This window comes from uncultured Lactobacillus sp., from assembly GCF_947367085.1.
GTDB lineage: Bacteria > Bacillota > Bacilli > Lactobacillales > Lactobacillaceae > Lactobacillus.
Window position 1 is genome coordinate 1 of the sequence record NZ_CANBCP010000015.1, and the last position, 19518, is coordinate 19518.

Consider the following 19518-nt stretch of genomic DNA (forward strand, 5'->3'; position numbering starts at 1 on the left):
CTATTAGTAATGGCTCAATGCCATAAGCTGTTTTAATTAAAGAAAAGATTCTACGTGCAATTGCTGGATTTTCTGTAACAATATCTAAATTAAAGTGACGATCATGCAGACCTAAAGTCCCATTCATTCTTAAAAAAGCTGCTAGTTCAGCTTTGGCATGTTCTGGATGAACAGGTAAACTAGTTAATTCCTTTTTGACGTCACTTGCATATGAGCCCATTATATCTCCTGCTTTCGACGACTATATGCTTCAAAAGCCAGATTCAAAATTTCATCAGCAACTTTTTTTCCATCATGAAATACCAAACCACTGTGCTGATCAATAAAATCTGATGTAATAACGCGACAATCCTGATCTCTTAGTCCTTCAAAATCCATTCTAACTGGTTCTAGATAAGCGTCATAATCATCGGGATTAAATTTAGACATATCAATTTTTGCACCGTTAACTAACGCAGTATCAATAAAATGTCCGCCTAAATGTTCGTTAATTACTTTCACATGATCAGCCGCCGAGAAGTGGTCGGTTTCACCTTGCTGGGTCATTATATTGCAAATATAAATCACTTCTGCCTTTGTTTCTCTGACAGCTTGTCCTAAGTTAGGGATCATCAAATTTGGTAAGATCGAGGTAAATAAACTTCCTGGTCCAAGGACTACGGCATCAGCCTGCATAACTGCGGCCAAAACAGGCAAAACTGCCTCAGGAGTTTCATCACTATCGCTGTCAGTGACCCAGACTCTTTTAATCCGCTTATCTTTAGAGGTGATTTCAGTTTCACCAGCTTCAATAGTTCCGTCAACAAACTCAGCATTCAATGTTAATGGTTCATTTGAAGCGGGAAAGATTCGACCGTCAACATGCATCATTTTGCTTAATGCTTGCACAGCATCAAAAATATTTCCCCGCATCTCATTTAAAGCTGCAATTATTAAGTTTCCAATCGCATGTCCTGCAAAAAAATTATCTGAAGAATTAAAGCGATATTGAAAAATATCTTTTTCAGCTTGTGGGATATCTGATAGAGAAACTAAAACATTTCTGATATCTCCAGGTGGGACCACGTTAATATAATTTCTAATCGCACCAGAAGAGCCACCATCATCTGCAACAGTAACAATAGCCGTTATTTCAGCATTCTGCTCTTTTAAAGCGTTTAAGATGACTGGCAATCCAGTACCACCGCCGATAACAACTATTTTGGGACGTCTTCCTTTTATGACGCGGACTATTTTATTTTCGCCATATGCCATAAAAAGTCACCTTCCTACTTTCTAATATATCTACTTATTTCACGATGGGAAATATCCACGGGATATTTCTTTGACAAATCCACTGCTAATTGACGAGCAATTGACACACTTCGATGCTGACCACCAGTACAACCAATTGCTATCGTCAATTTTTCTTTACCTTCTTTGATATAACCCGGAATCGCTGTTTCTAACATATCTAAGAATTTTGCATAAAAAACCTTAGTTTCTTGTTTATCCATCACATAGTTAAATACTTTCCGATCTAAACCGGTAAATGGTTTTAATTGAGGGATATAAAATGGGTTCGGCAAAAATCTAACATCCATCACAATATCTGCATCAATTGGAATTCCATACTTGAACCCAAAGCTCATTACTTCGATAGAAAAAGTACGTTTATGATTATCACTAAACTTATCATTTAATTTTGCCTTTAATTGCTTAGGGGTCAAGTTAGAAGTATCAATTATAATATTTGCAATATTTTTAATATCGCTTAAGATTGCTCTTTCTTGTTGGATTCCGTCTAATAATCTTCCCTTGTGAGCAAGTGGGGGTAAGCGGCGAGTTTCTTTATATCTTGAAACCAAGGCATCATCAGAAGCATCCAAAAATACAATTGTAGATTGTACATTTTGACTATCTTCTAAGGAATTAACTTCTGTTTTTAAGTCTTTATAAAAGCTTCTAGCTCTCAAATCAATTACAACAGCTACTTTGTTGAAGTCATCTGAACTGTTGATCAATTCCCAAAAGCTACCTAAGAGTTCTGGAGGAAGATTATCCACTACAAAATATCCCATATCTTCCAATGATTTAATTGCGACTGTCTTTCCTGCACCGCTCATACCGGTGACAATTAATAGCTGTTTCTTTTGATCTGCCATAATTGTGCCTCCTAACTTAAAAATTATAACACACCGGGTGTATCATTTTATTTTTAGCCACAAAAAAAGCCTCAGAATCCTGAGACTTTACAAAAACTTAACGATGCATCCAAGCCATCATGATTTCATTGAAACCAAATACTAGTAACCAAAAGGCAACCAAGTAAACCATGGTAATAGCGGCAATAACTGGATTGAAGAGTAAAACAATTGCAATAATTAAACTGATAATACTTAATATTAAACTAAATACAAAGTAACCAGTTGAATATTGACGTAAGTGAACTGAAAAAACAATACCGACAATTGAGTCTACCAAGAACCAAATTGCAAACAAAATAGCTAATGTTAAACCACCAACTGCTCTTGAAGCCAAGAATAAGATACCAATAATAATATCAATGATTCCTGATAAGATCGTTACCCAGCTCAAATCAAACAAGTTTCTAAATCTTGCATAAGCAGAAATCCATAAAATACCCTGCATGATTGAAAGGATACCAAATAGGAAAACGAAAGCTTTAAAACTTCTATCAGGGTAACTCATAACAAGAATACCCGCTACGACTAACAAAATACCTCCGACTAAAGCACCCCAGTCAAAGCCTTGATGCTTATCAGAGCCAGAATAATTATTCATTTCAATTTCCTCCCTGATCACATTTTACTCTTAATTTATAAAAAATCTTAACTTTTAGCCTTTTTATTTTCTTTCGTTAATTTAGTATCTCTTTGTAAAACTGGCTTAAGATATTGACCAGTATAGCTTTCTTTAACTTTGACTAAATCTTCAGGAGTTCCAGTAGCAACAATTTGACCACCACCTTCTCCTCCTTCAGGACCTAAATCAATTAACCAATCTGCATTCTTAATCACATCTAAATTATGTTCAATAATTAGTACTGTATTTCCTTCATCGACCAATCGTTGAAGGACCTCTAAAAGACGCTTAATATCATCGGTATGTAAACCAGTCGTCGGCTCATCAAGAATATAGAAATTGTTACCAGTAGAAAGTTTTTGTAACTCACCAGCTAATTTCATTCTTTGAGCTTCGCCACCTGATAAAGTTGTTGCAGACTGACCTAACTTAACATAGCCTAGTCCAACATCTACGATAGTCTGCAATTTTCGATGGATTTTTGGAATATTCTCAAAGAACTTGCAAGCCTCATTAATTGTCATATCTAAAACCTGCGAAATGTTCTTCTCACGGTAAGTAACTTCTAAAGTTTCAGAGTTATAACGACTGCCGTGACAAACTTCACAAGGAACATAAACATCCGGTAAGAAATTCATCTCAATTTTGATAATTCCATCACCATGACAGGCCTCACAGCGCCCTCCTTTGACATTAAATGAAAATCTAGCTTTTGTATAACCACGCATTTTAGCTTCATTAGTTTGAGCAAAAAGTGCTCTTATATCATCAAAAACAGAAGTATATGTTGCTGGATTACTACGGGGAGTTCTACCGATTGGGCTTTGGTCAATATCAATAATTTTTTCGATATTCTTATAACCAGTGATCGATTTAAATTTACCAGGCTTTTCTGAATTATTGTTTAGCTTTTGCGCTAAAGCTCTCTTCAAAATCAAGTTAACTAAAGTTGATTTTCCAGACCCTGACACACCTGTAACAACAACAAACTTACCTAATGGAAAGGTAACATCGATATCTTTTAAATTATTTTCTTGGGCGCCTTTTATCTTGATAGATTTCCCATTACCTGAGCGTCTACTTAAAGGAACGGGTACAAATTTTTCACCTGAAAGATACTGGCCGGTCAGAGATTTCGGATTCTTCATCACTTGCTCGGGAGTACCAGCGGCCATAACTTGACCACCATACACACCAGCCCCAGGCCCCATATCAATTAAGTAGTCGGCTTGACGCATTGTCTCATCATCATGTTCAACAACAATTAGAGAATTACCGAGATCCCGCATCTTTTTTAAAGACGAAATCAATCGGTCATTATCTCGCTGATGCAATCCAATTGAAGGTTCATCTAAGATATACATAACACCAGATAAGTTAGATCCAATTTGTGTAGCTAGTCGTATTCTTTGTGCTTCTCCACCTGAAAGAGTACGAGCAGACCGAGAAAGAGTTAGATAGTCTAAGCCTACATTAATTAAAAAGGTTAACCGATCATCTACTTCTTTTAAAATTGGCTTTGCAATCATTTCATCTTGATCTGAAAGCTTCACTTCTTCGAAAAAGCTTAGAGCTTTTTCAATAGAGAGATCAGAAGCTTGAGCAATATCTAATCCGTTTACTTTAACTGCCAAAGCTTTTTCATTTAGTCGCTTACCATGACACACTGGACAAGTCAATTCTGTCATGTACTTGCCCATTGCATCCCTCATAAAACTAGACATCGGATGATTATAACGACGATCAATATTATTAATGATTCCTTCAAATTCTTGAATTGTATCATTTACACCAAAATCACCGTGCAAGTGAAACTTAATCTTCTTTTTATTACCATATAAAATAGTTTCCCTTTGCTTTTTAGTTAATTTGGCAAAGGGCTTATCCATTGGAATTGATAAAGCTTCACAAGCTTGAGTAAGCATTTCAGTATAATACTTTGAATTTTTCCAAGGACTCAAAGCACCTTCTTGAAGAGATAAAGTCTTATCAGGAATAACCAAGTCTTCATCAACCGCTAGTTTCATTCCCAAGCCGTCACAATTACTGCAGGCACCAAATGGAGCATTAAAAGAAAATAATCTAGGCTCCATCTCACCTACAGTAAAACCACATTTGGGACATGCATAAAACTCGGAAAAGTTAATTTTTTTATCTCCGATAACATCGATATCCATATAACCTTCAGAAAGTCTAAGGGCGGCTTCAATTGAGTCAAATAGACGACTGCGAATGCTTTCTTTAACAATGAGTCTATCAACAACTATATCAATTGAGTGTTTCTTATTTTTATCTAACTCAAATTCTTCACTGATATCATGCATCTCACCATCAACGATGACACGCACATATCCCGCACGTTGAATTCTTTTAAAGACCTCTTTATGTTCACCGCGTTTAGCGCGAATTACTGGAGATAGTACTTGAATTTTGGTTCTTTCAGGTAGTGCCATCACTCTGTCTACCATTTGATCAACACTTTGACTTTCAATCAAAGTACCGTCATTAGGACAAATTGGCTTACCTACTCTTGCCCAAAGTAATCTCAAATAATCATTAATTTCAGTTACAGTTCCTACAGTTGAACGCGGATTATGTGAGGTAGTTTTTTGATCAATAGAAATTGCTGGATTTAAACCGTCAATTGAATCAACATCCGCCTTATCCATTTGACCTAAAAATTGACGAGCATAACTAGATAAGGATTCAACATATCGTCTACGCCCTTCAGCATAAAGCGTATCAAAAGCTAAGGAACTTTTTCCTGATCCAGATAAACCCGTTACAACTACTAACTTGTCTTTTGGAATAGTTAGGCTAATGTCTTTTAAATTATGTTCACGTGCTCCGTGAATGACAATTTTATCATTTGCCATTTATCTTTGCTCCTTTTTTAGTTTTCTTATTTGTAATTTGTTTTTTTAAATCCATAATCGCATCACGCAAGTTAGCTGCTTCTTCGAAATCTAACTTTTTAGCTGCTTCTTGCATTTGAGCAGTTAAGTTTTTAATCATGGTCTGCTTCTGCTTCTTAGTCAATTCATCAAAGTTAAGATCACTAAAGCTTTCTTTCTTATCATCTGAATTTTCATTATTTTTAGTAGCAGAAATCACGTCACGAATTGGTTTAACAATAGTCTTTGGAGTAATCCCGTGCTTTTGGTTAAATTCCATCTGCAACTGACGTCGACGGTTTGTTGCATCAATAGCTTCCTTCATAGAATCAGTAATCGTATCGGCATACATAATAACTTGACCATTAGCATTACGTGCTGCACGTCCAATCGTCTGAACCAAAGGCCTAGTTGAGCGCAAAAAGCCTTCTTTATCTGCATCTAAAATAGCAACTAAAGAAACTTCTGGTACATCAATACCTTCTCTTAAAAGGTTAATTCCAATCAAAACATCGAATTTACCCAAACGCAAATCTCGAATTATTTGCATTCTTTCAAGAGTTTTAATATCGGAGTGGAGATAACGAACTTTTATACCTAGATCTTTAAGATAATCAGTTAAATCTTCGGCCATCTTCTTAGTCAAGGTTGTTACAAAGACACGTTCATTTTTCTCAATACGTTTATTAATTTCTCCTACCAAATCATCAATTTGTCCATCAATTGGACGCACGTCAATTTTAGGATCAAGTAATCCTGTAGGACGGATTATTTGCTCAACTTTGTTATTCGTCCGACTTAATTCGTAATCTCCTGGGGTGGCAGACACATACATGATCTGATGAACATGTTTTTCAAATTCTTCCAATTTCAAAGGACGATTATCAAGAGCTGAAGGCAGTCTGAAACCATAATCAATCAAAGTTTCTTTTCGTTTACGATCACCATTATACATCGCCTTGATTTCTGGCATTGTAGCATGTGATTCATCAATTAAAATCAAAAAGTCATCCGGGAAGAAGTCCAATAAAGTATACGGAGGTTCTCCAGCTTTTCGACCATCCATATAACGTGAATAGTTCTCAATCCCATTGGTATAACCAACTTCACTCATCATTTCAATATCGTAAGTGGTTCTTTGTTTGATCCGCTGAGCTTCAAGAAGTTTACCTTCACCTTCAAATTTTTTAACCTGAAGGTTCATTTCATCCTTAATACCGGCTAAAGCGCGCTTCATTTTTTCATCGTTAGTCATAAAGTGAGTTGCCGGAAAGAGTGAAACTTGCTCTCTTTCACCGATTATTTCACCAGTCAAAGAATCAACTTCTACAATGCGATCGATTTCATCGCCAAAAAATTCAACTCTAAATGAATGTTCAGAATTGCCAGCAGGAAAAATCTCAACGATATCCCCACGAACACGAAAACGTCCACGTTGAAAATCGATATCATTTCTATCGTATTGAATATTCACTAAATCCCTAAGTAATAAATCACGACTGTATTCTTGACCTTCTCTTAAAGAAATTACGCTTTTGGCATATTCATTAGGATCACCTAAACCAAAAATTGAAGAAACTGAAGCTACAACAATTGTGTCATTTCGTTCCATCAAAGCAGAAGTAGCTGCATGACGAAGTTGATCGATCTCATCGTTGATTGATGAGTCTTTTTCGATATAAGTATCTGAGCTCGGTACATAAGCTTCAGGTTGATAGTAATCGTAGTATGAAACAAAGTATTCGACAGCATTATTTGGAAAAAATTGTTTAAATTCACCGTATAATTGACCAACTAAAGTTTTATTATGAGAAATCACCAAAGTTGGTTTATTTAAACGCGCGATCACATTCGCCATAGTAAAAGTCTTACCAGTCCCAGTTGCACCTTCTAGGATTTGTTCTTTTTCACCATTTTGAAAACCAGTGGTTAACTTATCGATAGCTTGCTCTTGGTCACCAGCTGGTTTAAATTTTGAGACAAGCTCGAATTTACGATCTTTTTGACGTCTAATCATATTTCTTGCCCTCCGCAAAAAAAGTTGGACCTGAGCCCAACTTTAACTTAATATTACTATTCTACTACATCGAACGTATTTTCGCACGAATTTTTACTTTTATTTTAAAAGTTCTGCAAGAGCAGTTTGATAATCTTCTGCCGCTTTTTCTGCTTCTTCAATTGTAGCTCGGTTTACACCAACATAAGCCTTGATAACTGGTTCCGTACCTGAAGGCCGTAAAGCAACCCAAGTTTCATCATCTAAGAAGTACTTCAAAACATTTGATTCAGGGAAACCTTCAAGTGGAGTTACTTTGCCATCTTCAATAGTTTCCTTCTTTAAAAAGTCTTGAATCTTAAGTACCTTAGTGCCATTAATTTCACTTAAGTGTTCATTACGAAGCTTACTCATCAATTCAGCCATCTTCTTTTGACCACCAATACCAGGCATTTCAATAGCACGGGTAATTTCATATGCAACACCATATTTTTGCCAAATTTCTTGTAAACCATCAAAGACAGTCATGCCTCTTGAAGCATAGTAACTTGCCACTTCCGCAAACATTAATGCTCCTTGCATGGCATCTTTATCACGAGCAAATGGCTTAAACAAGTAACCGTAGCTTTCTTCAAATCCCATTAAGAACTTGCCGTCTTTTTCTTTATTCATCCGGTCAACTTCTTCACCAATGTATTTGAAACCTGTTAAAACATGTTTAGTTTTAATACCAAAATCTTTAGCGATCTTAAATGGCAAAGCACTTGAAACTACGGAAGTGACAATTTCATAGTCACTTGAAAGTTTGTTGCTTTCTTTTAAGTGGACTAATAAGTAATAAGACATTAAGGTAGCGATTTGGTTTCCAGTTAAAACTTGGAAACTACCATCACTTTTTCTTACTGCTGCACCCATTCTATCAGCATCTGGGTCAGTAGCAATAATTACGTTAGCATTGACTTCATCAGCTAATTTAAATCCAGGTTCAAAAACATCACGATATTCAGGATTTGGCTTAATGGTAGTTGGAAATTCTGGGTCAATAATTGATTGACTTGCAACAGGAATTACATTGTCAAAGCCACCTTGTCTAAATGCACGATCATAAAGCATCTTGCCTGTTCCGTGAAGAGGAGTGTAGATAATTTTTAACTTATCTGCATTGGCTTTAACCATTTCTTTATCAACGGTGACTTTTTTCAGCTCTTCAAGATATGCTTCATCGACATCTTCACCAATAAGTTGAAGTGAACCATTTTGACGTAGTTTTTCAACTTGATCAGCTTTAATATCAAATATATTTTCGACTTTTTGAGCAAACTCAAATAATCTGTCGGCATTTTCTGGAGCCATTTGGGCACCATCTTCTCCATAAGCCTTGTAACCATTATATTGCTTAGCATTATGAGAAGCAGTGATATTAATACCAGCATAGGTATGTAAATGTCTTACTGCATATGATAACTCTGGAGTTGGACGTAAATCATCAAATAAATATACATGAATTCCATGAGTGGCTAAAATTCTTGCTGCATACTGTGCAAATTCTCTAGAATGATAACGAGAATCAAATGAAATTACAACTCCACGTTTTTTGGCTTCTTCACCTTTTTCATCAATTAAACGAGCCATCCCTTCAGTTACACGGGCAATAGTGAACAAATTAATTCTATTTGTTCCTGGCTCTAATTTTCCACGCATTCCTGCGGTACCAAAATTAATGTCTTGACCAAAAGCATCTTCAACCCATGACTGGTCTTTGCCCAGAGTATCGAGCTGGTCTTGTAAATAATCTGGTAAATTATCTGCTGCTTTCCATTGTTCAAAAATCTCTTGTGCGTCCATAGGAACCTCTATTCATAATCAATTAATCATTATAATTTTACTCTTATCAGAAAAATAATTAAATTACTTTTAGTATATACGTTCTTGTTTGTAGTTTTAGATGATCAATAGTGGATTTGATTTTTTCTTTTATCAAAAAATTACTGCCATAAAAAGATAATTCTTGTGCATCTATCACATAGTCTTCTTTACCTTTATTGAATAATAAGATAACCATTTCAGTTTTATTAAATCTAACAATGCCGTTAATGTCTTTATTTAGATGAAGAAAGGCAATTTCCCCATCTACTAAAACTGAATGTGTCTTTCTAAATAAGATAAATTTAGATACTTGGTCTTGTAAATATAGACTTTCATGATGCCAAGGAAAATTACGACGATTATCCGGATCTTTACCGCCTGCTAAGCCGGCTTCATCGCCATAGTAAACACAAGGTACCCCCGGCATCATAAACAATACCGCAAAAGCAATCGCTACTAATTGTTCATCATCATTCAAAATGGTTTTTATTCTAACAGTATCGTGAGTACCAATATTATTTAAGCAATTCAACAAAAAATTCTTAGGATAATTTTCAATCAATTGAGCGATTTTATCCATAGCTTGAATTACAGTCAAATCTGTATCAGCAGTCAAAATTGAAACGATAAAATTTCTCATTGGATAGTTCATTGTCCCTGTTAAGTTATCGCCAGCGGTATAGGGGCGATACTTGCCATTTACAAACTTTCTTGAAGCATCTTCCCATACTTCGCCAATTAATACATGACAATTTTCTTGATCTAATCGTTTGCGAATATTCCTCAAAAAATTCATCGGCAATTCATCGGCAACATCTAATCTCCAGCCATCGACGCCCATCTTAGTCCATTTAGCTAGTACACCTTGCTCACCATAAATATAATCTTGATAGTCCGAATTAGACTTATTAACCTCAGGTAAATCTTTAACTCCCCACCAAGATTTATAATTATCTGGATAATGTGTAAAGATAAACCATTCAAAATATGGACTTAATCGTGAAGCAATTGCAGATTGAAAATATACGCTATTTTTACCAACGTGGTTAAATACACCATCTAAGATCAATTTAATGCCATTTTTATGCAAAATTTCAACTAAATCTTTAAAGTCATCTTCCGACCCTAACATTGGCTCAATTTTTGTAAAATCCACTGTATCATAACGATGGTTGCTACTAGCTAAGAAAATAGGGTTAAGGTAAAGCGCATTTATTCCCAATTTTTTCAAATATGGTATCTTCTTAACAATTCCTGCAAAGTTTCCTCCAAAGAAATCCCAGCGAATAACATCGCCATTTTGATCCTTAATATAGATTGGCTTATCATTATGAGTCGCATAGATAAATGAATTCTCTTTTTTGCCTAAAACTTCACCATGTTCAAAGCCATTATAAAATCTATCGGGAAAAATTTGGTACACCACTGCATTTTGATACCAAGCTTGAGCAGGGACAGATTCATTAAAACAAGTAATTTGAAATTCATTAAGTGAATTTGAATTAGTTAACTTGCCATAACCAAATATATCGCGATCAATATTATAAGATTTATTTTGTTTAACAATTTCAAAATGATAAAAATATAACCCTGAACTAGTTATCGTGACACTAGTTTCATATAATCCAGTGTCGACATTATAATGCATCTGATAAGCGACAGGTGTTTCATTATTTTTGGTTAGCCATAAATTGACAACATCTGCATCTGGATCTGTTTTAATCGACCAAGTAGTTGACGTATTTGCTTTTATAGCGCCAAAGGGATGTTTATATTTTGAATCCCAAGAATTATAAAATAATTTCATTACTTAGTCTCTTTAATATCTAATTTCTTTAAATGCCAAATATCTTGTGCATAACGAGTAATCGTTTTATCAACATCAAATCTCTCAGAGTGGGCAATATTTACTAAACTCTTTTGAGCCCAAGTATATTTATCCTTCCACGCATCTTCAACACGTTTTTGAGCATCTATGTAAGATTGAAAATCTGCTAAAACTAAAAATTGTTCATTATCACTAAGTAAATTATTAATTACTGCTCCAGCTTCATTTTCACAATTTGGAACTTTTCTTAATGTATCAATTGTTTGAGTCAAAACTGCATTTTCTTCATAAAGCTTGCGAGGATAATATGAATGATCGGCATAATATTTATACACTTGGTTCTTGGTTAAACCAAATGAAAAAATATTATCATCGCCAACTGCATCTTTAATTTCAATATTAGCTCCATCCATTGTCGCAACAGTTAAAGCACCGTTAGCCATCAACTTCATATTACTTGTTCCGCTGGCTTCTTTAGTAGTGGTTGAAATTTGCTCACTAACGTCAGCTGCTGGAATAATTTTTTCAGCAAGTGTCACATCATAATTTTCCAAAAAGACAACTTTCAACTTATCCTTAATATCAGGATCATTGTTAATCATATTTGCCGTTTCATTAATTACCTTGATAACTTGTTTTGCAAATACATAACTTGGGGCAGCTTTGGCTCCAAAAATAATTACCCGTTTTGGATGATCAATTCCATTTTTTAGATCCTGGTACAGCTTTAGAATATGGAGCAATTTTAAAGTTTGTCGTTTATAAGCGTGTAATCTCTTAATTTGAACATCAAAGATTGCTTCTGGATCAACTTTGATACCAGTTTTTTCTTTAATAAATTTTGCTAGATCTTTTTTGTTCTCAAACTTAATTTTTTCAAGCCTTGACAGTGTCTTCTTATTGTTAATCTCTGATTCGAATTTAAGCATCTGATTACTATCATCGCGCCATGATTTACCAATTGTATCGTCTAATAAACTAGCTAAACGCGGATTAGCGAGTTGAATCCATCGACGTAAAACAATTCCATTTGTCTTATTATTGAATCGTTTTGGATATAAGTTATAAAAATCTTTTAATACATCCGTTTCAAGTAATTGTGTATGCAGGGCTGCAACTCCATTGATTGAATGCGAACCAATAATTGCTAAATGAGCCATATGGATCAAACCATCTTTGATAATTCTTGTTCTTTGAATTACATCATCTGAAACCTTGCCTTGTAATTCAGCAACGAATCGCCGATCAATTTCAGTAATGATTTGCATTAATCTAGGTAAGAGTTCTTGGAACATATTTTGATCCCATTTTTCCATAGCTTCAGCCATAATTGTATGGTTGGTATAACTCATTGTTTGAAGCGTAATGTTCCATGCGGTATCCCAATCAATTCGATATTCATCAACTAATAATCTCATCAGTTCAGCAACTGCCATTGCTGGATGAGTATCATTAATATGAACAGCTACATATTCTGGTAATTTAGTAAGATCATGTTCTTTAAGATCTTTGGTGTAGTAATTTAAAATACCTTGCAAACCTGCAGAAACAAAAAAGTATTCTTGTTTTAACCGAAGCAAGCGCCCTTCATAATTTGAATCATCAGGATATAAGACCGAGGTTAAATCTTCAACTCGCTTTCGGTCTGCAATAGTCGGATAATCAAGTTCGTTTTGTGGAGGTATTTCCGCATCCCACAATCTCAAAGTATTAGTAATTCCATCATGATACCCTACAACAGCAATATCATAAGGGACAGCTTGCACTACACGTTCACCTTCATAGCGAGGCGTCAGCCAACCATTATCATCAACCATGCTAACTTTTCCGCCGAAACGAACTAATACTGCTTTACTTTCTCGACGTACGCCCCAATGATCATGTTTGAGCCAATCATTTGGTAATTCTCTTTGATAACCATCGACAAATTTTTGTCTAAACAGCCCATATTTATATCTAATACCGTTTCCATTACCGGTATAACCTGTCGAAGCTAAAGAACCCATAAAAGCTGCTGCTAATCTGCCAAGACCGCCATTTCCTAAAGCCATATCAGGCTCAGCAGCAGTGATTTTGTCAAAGTCTAACCCCATCTCACTGATTGCTTCTTTGACAGTATCAAGCCAGCCTAAGTTTAAGAGATTACTTTTTAATAAAGTTCCAGGTAAAAACTCGATTGAAAAATAATAAACTTGTTTTTGCTTTTCACGTGCTTCTAAAATTCTAGTGCGTCGCCATTGAGGAGCATAACCATCGCGCACTACAGCGCATAAAGCAATATATAATTCATTGATTGAGGCATGTTTATAATCGTCTTCAAAATAATTATCTAATTTTCTTTCAAAAGATTTTCTGAATTCAGATTTTGTAATTTGCATAAAAGCCACTTTTTCTAACCTAATAACTCGCCATACATCCATTGGTATTTACTTGCTGAGTTTTTCCATGAATAGTCTGACCTCATTGCTGTATGTTGCATTTTTTGCCAATTTTCTTTTTGCTGGTAAACTGACAACATCTTCTTAATTGCTTGAACCATCTGATAGCCATTGTAATCTTTAAAGCCAAAGCCTGTACCTTCATTTGTATCTTTATTGTAGATCCAAACGGTATCAGCTAAGCCTCCAATTTCATGTACTACTGGTAAAGTGCCATATCGTAGTGAAATAAGCTGAGATAAGCCGCAGGGCTCAAATGCGGAAGGCATCAAAAAACTATCTGCTCCAGCATAAATTCTTTGAGCTAGTTTAACGTCAAAAGCTAAGATCAATTTCATCTTATCTTGATGACGTTTTGCTATCTCATCTAGTCGATGCTCATAATAAGGATCTCCGTTACCTAAAATTATTATTTGAACATTGAACTGTAAAATATTATCTAACTCATCTAACAAAAGCTGACATCCCTTTTGTGCTGTCAATCTAGACACCATTGCCATTAAAGGGACATTAGGTTTAACGGGCAATCCAACTTCTTTTTGAAGAGCAATCTTATCTTGCGTCTTTTTACGTAAACGATGAACATTATAGTTAACTTTAATATCAGGATCAGTTTCAGGATTATATTTATTAAAATCAATTCCGTTCAAGATTCCTGTCAGTTTATGTGAGCACATTCTTAAAATTCCATCTAAACCTTGACCAAATTCTGGGGTTTGAATCTCACGTGCATAAGATGGACTCACGGTAGATACTCGATCTGCATATAAAATCCCTGTCTTCATCCAGTTCACGTCATGGTCCATTCGAACAATCCCACTATCAAACCAATCGTATCCAAGACTAAAGAAATCAACTAAAGTTTTTGCGTCATATTTACCTTGAAATTCCAAGTTATGAATTGTCAAAACTGTTTTGATATTCTTATACGCATCAACAAAGCCCCACTTTTCTCTAAGTAAAAATGGAATGAAGGCAGTATGATAATCATTACAATGCAAAATATCAGGAATAAAATTAAACCGTTCCATCATCATAATGACCGCTTGTTGAAAGTAAGCAAAACGCTCGCCATCATCATAATAACCGTAAACTCCTGGACGTTTGAAGTAATATTCGTTATCAATAAAGAAATACTTCACTCCATTCATATCTAGCGAAAAGATACCGCAGTATTGATTGCGCCAACCGACTGGAACGATGAAATTCCCGCGATATTCTAATTTTTCACGGTATTTTTGTGGTAGTTCTTGATAAAGTGGTAAAACTACTCCAACTTCATCGCCATCTTTAGCTAATTGATTAGGAAGCGACCCCAATACATCACCTAAACCGCCAGTTTTGAAAAATGGTGCACATTCCGCGCCTGTAAATAATATTCTCACAATTGCTCCTTATCTATTGATTAAATTACTTTCTACAATTGATCCTTTAGTAACAATAACAGGATGATCCTTAGTGCCTTTAACTGTTACATTCTTCTTAATGACACTATTTTTATCAATAATTGCATTTTCTACTACACTACCAGTCTCAATTTGGCAATTTGACATAACGATTGCATCTTTAACTAAGGCTTTATTCTCAATTTTAACTCTTCTGGAAATAATGCTATTTCTGACTTCACCGTCAATTTTACTTCCAGTCGCAAACATTGAATTAACTGCTTTAGAATCAACACCAAAGTAAGTCCCAACTTCATTTCTGATTCTAGTGATAATTTTTTGATTACCATATAACAATAAGTCGCGTTTTTTCTTATTCAGCATATCCATGTTAGCATCGTAATAACTCTTAATATTATAGATATTACGTAAATATCCTGTATATTCATAAGCACTGACACGATATTTAGCTGCTAATTCTCCTAATCGCTTAGCAATATCCGTTGACGTACCGCTTCTTTGTGCTTTTTTCAATTCGGAAATTAGCCAATCGGTGTTAACAATAAAAATATTTAACGCCAAGTTATAGGTTTCAAGTTTTTGAGAATCAATTGCTTGTTGAGTTGCTAATACTGTATTATTGTTATCCAAAATGAAAATTTGATCATCTGGAGCAACATTAGAAAGATCAACTCTTTTAAAAGCTGCAGTAATCTTATTGTTATTTTCTTGGTGAAAATGAAGCATCGACCGTAAGTCAAAATTTCCGATCATCTTATTACCAATAAAAACTGTATATGGAAGATTGGCAGTTTCTAAAAAAGTGATAATATTGTCAAAGTAATTTTCGCCACGGGCCTTTTGTTCAAGCATACTTTGATATGAATCTAAGTAATCATATGAGCCGATTGTATCAAGACCCCATTCTTTGCCTCCACCAATGTGGTCAAAATAAGAGCGAACTTTTTCTTGATTGATCAAAGTGTAAACATTATTAATCCCTGCATTAACTATACTGGACAAGGGAAAATCAATTATTCGATATTTCCCTGCATAATAAAGAGTGGAAAGTGATCTTTTATCAGTTAAGGGACGCAATTGATTATATTCATGCTTGTTAGCAAAAATTGCACACATTTTGTTAGTTTTCATCTGGTAAAACTCCTATTTTTTCTGCATTTCCAACAACTTTAATATCGTCTTTATTTCCTTCAATTACTGCACCATCGCCAATTTGAGCATTTTCACCAATAATTGCATATTTGATCAAGACATTTTTACCAATTTTGACTCCAGGCATAACAACAGATTTTAATATCTTAGAACCACTCTGAACACTGACGTTTGTGGATAAAATAGAATTATCAATTTCTCCATCTACATAACAACCATCGACGATCATTGAATTACGAATAGTTGCATTTTCTGTAATATATTGCAATGGTGCTATTGGATTCTTGGAATAAATACGCCAAGAACGATCATCTAAATTAAGACCATTTTTTCTATTTAAAAATTCCATATTGGCTGCCCATAAAGAGCCAATAGTACCTACATCTTTCCAATAACCAGAAAACTTATATGAAAAAACGCGTTCATCGCTTTTTAGATAATATGGAATAACATTTTTACCAAAATCTAACATATCATCAGTTGTTGAAAAAGCTGTTGTTAAGACTGCTCTTAGCCGTTTCCAAGTGAATATATAAATTCCCATTGAAGCATGTGTACTCTTAGGATGTTCGGGTTTTTCTTCAAATTCAATGATTCTACCGCTCACATCTGTACTCATAATTCCAAATCGAGAAGCTTCTTTTTTGTCGACATCAATAACTGCAACAGTCAAGGAAGCAGAATTCTTGATATGCTCGTTAAGCATTGCTTCATAATCCATCTTATAGATATGGTCACCTGATAAAACCAAGATGTATTCTGGATTTTGACTATCTATATAATCGAGGTTTTGATAAATTGCATGCGCCGTGCCTTTGAACCATTTACTTCCTGCATTATCAGTATAAGGCTGTAAAATTGTGGCACTTTCATCTAATCCATCAAGTCCCCAACTTGCACCGTTACCAATATGTTTATTGAGCAATAAGGGTTGATATTGGGTAATGATACCGATTTGTTTTATTCCTGAGTTAGCACAATTACTCAGTGTAAAATCAATAATACGATATCGTCCTCCAAACGGAACTGCTGGTTTGGCTTGGTTTTGAGTTAATTTACCTAAACGAGTCCCTTTGCCGCCAGCTAAAATCAAACCTAACATTTTCGTACTCATATCGTTTCTACTCTTTCTATATACTTTCTTACTTTTTTCTTCTTCGTCTCGCAATATGAACATCGACAGGCTTGATGATCATTGCACTAAAGCCTGGTAAATCAAATTCAATTTGATGTGGAAAATCCTTAAAAGCTTTATCATTAGTACTCATTTCTTGGTTTTTTTTATCCCACGTCCCACCAAATTCAATTCTTGCACTATTTAGAACTTCTTTATATTTGCCGGGATAAGGGACTCCAACTGTAAATTTTTTACGTTCTACTGGGGTAAAGTTTAATACAATGATTAGAAAATCATGACGTATCTTACCCTGTCTGATAAATGAAAGTACTGATTCATCCTTATTATCTGCATCAATAATTCTGACTGAATCTTGCTCTTGTTCTAATTGCCATAAAGCTGGTTCATTAAGATAAAGATTATTCAAAACCTCATCAAAATGTTGCATCTTTTTATTAAGCGGATCATTTAATTCAGCCCAGTCAAGTGCATCATTATACCGCCATTCAAGATACTGCCCGAATTCACTACCCATAAATAATAATTTCTTGCCAGGATATGTCATCTGCAGCGTTACTAAATTACGCAACTGATCAAATTGCATGTCTCGTTTGCCAAACATTTTATTCATTAAGCTGCGTTTTCCATGAACAACCTCATCATGTGATAAAGGCAAGATAAAATTTTCACTCATGCGATACATAAAAGAAAAAGTAGCTAAATTATAATTATATTTTCTAAAAAGTGGGTCCATCTCATAAAAGCGAAGAATATCATTCATCCACCCCATATTCCACTTAAAGTCAAAACCTAAACCACCATTTTCGATTCGTCCAGTTATTTTAACTTGTGCAGAACTTTCCTCAGCAATCATTAAGCTTTCGGGATGCTTGCCTTTTACTATTCGATTAAGCTGATGCAAGAATTCGATCCCTTCCAAATTACGATTGCCGCCATATTTATCTGGCTTCCATTCATTTGGTCTTCGATCATAATCTCGATATAGCATGTTAGAAACTGCATCTACTCTTAAACCATCAATGTGATAATATTCTAACCAAAACAAGGCACTTGACAGCAAGAATGACTGAACTTGAGGCTTACCCAAATCAAAATTAAGGGCACCCCAACCTTTATTTTGAGCACGCCATTTTTCAGCATATTCATAACAAGGTGTCCCATCATAATATGCAAGTGCGTCTTCATTAATACAAAAATGGCCTGGAACCCAATCCATAATCACCCCAATATTTTCTTGATGGCATTTTTCTACAAAATCCTGTAATTGCTCTGGAGTTCCATAGCTAGCTTCAAGTGCAAAATATCCAGTTGTTTGATAACCCCAAGAGGCATCTAGAGGATGAGCAGTTAAAGGCATGAACTCAATATAGTTAAAACCATGTTTTTTAACATAAGGAATTAACTCATCTTTGAAATCTTTAAGATTATAGGCAGTCCCATCTTCATGTTTCTTCCAAGAACTGGGATGTACTTCATAGATGTTAATTGGTCGGGCAAATAAATTCGCACGTTTATTTCTCCCTATCCAGCTACCATCTTTCCACCTTTTATTAGCAAGTGTAGTAACTACAGCAGCGTCGGCTGGACGTGATTCAAATTGAACTGCCATCGGATCAATTTTCATAATCTCTTTTCCATTATTTAATTTGATCAAGTATTTATAAAATTGACCTTCTTGCGGCAGATTGGTTTCAACACTCCAGATTCCAAAATTGTTTTTAGTCATTGGTAAACTTTTACCCCATTGGTTAAAATCACCAACTAGCCAAACTTTTTGGGCATTCGGAGCCCAAACTCTAAAAGCATAATTTTTGTTTTCTTTATGACATCCTAACAAATCTTGCAAATATAGCTCTTGACCCTGAGCAAAGTCCTCATATTTCTGTGTTTCTGTCTCCTTTTTCATATTTTCTCCTCCCAAGAAGATATGCTAAAAGTGCAATTGGTATCTATACATAGGCACTTTCTTAATACAATTGTAATCCCTTTCATTAC

The 19518-nt window shown here is 35.0% G+C and carries 13 protein-coding genes; all 13 read right to left on the bottom strand.

Going from position 1 to position 19518, the window contains the following annotated elements; all coding sequences use genetic code 11:
* The coding region (gene whiA, locus Q0Y70_RS04060; RefSeq protein WP_297817033.1) for a DNA-binding protein WhiA at positions 1 to 220 on the bottom strand (220 nt) is incomplete at its 3' end.
* Positions 220 to 1254: a uridine diphosphate-N-acetylglucosamine-binding protein YvcK gene (gene yvcK / locus Q0Y70_RS04065; protein ID WP_297817036.1), complete on the bottom strand. Its 1035-nt coding sequence runs from the start codon at positions 1252 to 1254 to the stop codon at positions 220 to 222. The genes whiA and yvcK, both read right to left, overlap by 1 nt.
* Before the next feature lie 14 nt (positions 1255 to 1268).
* Complete coding sequence (gene rapZ / locus Q0Y70_RS04070; RefSeq protein ID WP_297817040.1) at positions 1269 to 2144, bottom strand: RNase adapter RapZ; 876 nt, start codon at positions 2142 to 2144, stop codon at positions 1269 to 1271.
* A 97-nt stretch (positions 2145 to 2241) separates the two neighbouring features.
* On the bottom strand, positions 2242 to 2784 hold the full coding sequence (locus Q0Y70_RS04075; protein WP_297817042.1) for an HdeD family acid-resistance protein: 543 nt from the start codon (positions 2782 to 2784) through the stop codon (positions 2242 to 2244).
* 47 nt (positions 2785 to 2831) lie between these two features.
* Positions 2832 to 5681, bottom strand: coding sequence for an excinuclease ABC subunit UvrA (gene uvrA, locus Q0Y70_RS04080; protein WP_297817046.1), 2850 nt, complete (start codon positions 5679 to 5681; stop codon positions 2832 to 2834).
* Positions 5671 to 7716, bottom strand: a complete 2046-nt coding sequence (uvrB, locus tag Q0Y70_RS04085; RefSeq protein ID WP_297817049.1) for an excinuclease ABC subunit UvrB — start codon at positions 7714 to 7716, stop codon at positions 5671 to 5673. The genes uvrA and uvrB overlap by 11 nt, the downstream gene beginning before the upstream one ends.
* A gap of 99 nt (positions 7717 to 7815) precedes the next feature.
* Positions 7816 to 9540 carry a phospho-sugar mutase gene (locus Q0Y70_RS04090; RefSeq protein ID WP_297817052.1) on the bottom strand — a complete coding sequence of 575 codons (1725 nt, stop codon included), beginning with the start codon at positions 9538 to 9540 and terminating at the stop codon, positions 7816 to 7818.
* A gap of 58 nt (positions 9541 to 9598) precedes the next feature.
* Positions 9599 to 11368 carry a glycoside hydrolase family 13 protein gene (locus Q0Y70_RS04095; protein ID WP_297817056.1) on the bottom strand — a complete coding sequence of 590 codons (1770 nt, stop codon included), beginning with the start codon at positions 11366 to 11368 and terminating at the stop codon, positions 9599 to 9601.
* Positions 11368 to 13767 carry a glycogen/starch/alpha-glucan phosphorylase gene (locus tag Q0Y70_RS04100; protein ID WP_297817059.1) on the bottom strand — a complete coding sequence of 800 codons (2400 nt, stop codon included), beginning with the start codon at positions 13765 to 13767 and terminating at the stop codon, positions 11368 to 11370. The genes Q0Y70_RS04095 and Q0Y70_RS04100 overlap by 1 nt, the downstream gene beginning before the upstream one ends.
* Before the next feature lie 14 nt (positions 13768 to 13781).
* The gene (gene glgA, locus Q0Y70_RS04105) at positions 13782 to 15212 is read right to left on the bottom strand and encodes a glycogen synthase GlgA (protein WP_297817062.1); all 1431 of its coding nucleotides are present in this window, start codon (positions 15210 to 15212) and stop codon (positions 13782 to 13784) included.
* Between the two features lie 9 nt (positions 15213 to 15221).
* A complete protein-coding gene (gene glgD / locus Q0Y70_RS04110) occupies positions 15222 to 16364 on the bottom strand; it encodes a glucose-1-phosphate adenylyltransferase subunit GlgD (protein ID WP_297817065.1) in 1143 nt (380 codons plus the stop codon).
* The gene (locus Q0Y70_RS04115) at positions 16354 to 17499 is read right to left on the bottom strand and encodes a glucose-1-phosphate adenylyltransferase (RefSeq protein ID WP_297817068.1); all 1146 of its coding nucleotides are present in this window, start codon (positions 17497 to 17499) and stop codon (positions 16354 to 16356) included. The genes glgD and Q0Y70_RS04115 overlap by 11 nt, the downstream gene beginning before the upstream one ends.
* Before the next feature lie 28 nt (positions 17500 to 17527).
* Positions 17528 to 19429: a 1,4-alpha-glucan branching protein GlgB gene (glgB, locus tag Q0Y70_RS04120; RefSeq protein ID WP_297817071.1), complete on the bottom strand. Its 1902-nt coding sequence runs from the start codon at positions 19427 to 19429 to the stop codon at positions 17528 to 17530.
* Positions 19430 to 19518 lie beyond the last annotated feature (89 nt).

Excerpts from the sequence above, each read along its gene's own strand:
- yvcK (WP_297817036.1), bottom strand. The coding sequence starts at position 1,254 with ATGGCATATGGCGAAAATAAAATAGTCCGCGTCATAAAAGGAAGACGT.
- rapZ (WP_297817040.1), bottom strand. The coding sequence starts at position 2,144 with ATGGCAGATCAAAAGAAACAGCTATTAATTGTCACCGGTATGAGCGGT.
- Q0Y70_RS04075 (WP_297817042.1), bottom strand. The coding sequence starts at position 2,784 with ATGAATAATTATTCTGGCTCTGATAAGCATCAAGGCTTTGACTGGGGT.
- uvrA (WP_297817046.1), bottom strand. The coding sequence starts at position 5,681 with ATGGCAAATGATAAAATTGTCATTCACGGAGCACGTGAACATAATTTA.
- uvrB (WP_297817049.1), bottom strand. The coding sequence starts at position 7,716 with ATGATTAGACGTCAAAAAGATCGTAAATTCGAGCTTGTCTCAAAATTT.
- Q0Y70_RS04090 (WP_297817052.1), bottom strand. The coding sequence starts at position 9,540 with ATGGACGCACAAGAGATTTTTGAACAATGGAAAGCAGCAGATAATTTA.
- Q0Y70_RS04095 (WP_297817056.1), bottom strand. The coding sequence starts at position 11,368 with ATGAAATTATTTTATAATTCTTGGGATTCAAAATATAAACATCCCTTT.
- Q0Y70_RS04100 (WP_297817059.1), bottom strand. The coding sequence starts at position 13,767 with ATGCAAATTACAAAATCTGAATTCAGAAAATCTTTTGAAAGAAAATTA.
- glgD (WP_297817065.1), bottom strand. The coding sequence starts at position 16,364 with ATGAAAACTAACAAAATGTGTGCAATTTTTGCTAACAAGCATGAATAT.
- Q0Y70_RS04115 (WP_297817068.1), bottom strand. The coding sequence starts at position 17,499 with ATGAGTACGAAAATGTTAGGTTTGATTTTAGCTGGCGGCAAAGGGACT.
- glgB (WP_297817071.1), bottom strand. The coding sequence starts at position 19,429 with ATGAAAAAGGAGACAGAAACACAGAAATATGAGGACTTTGCTCAGGGT.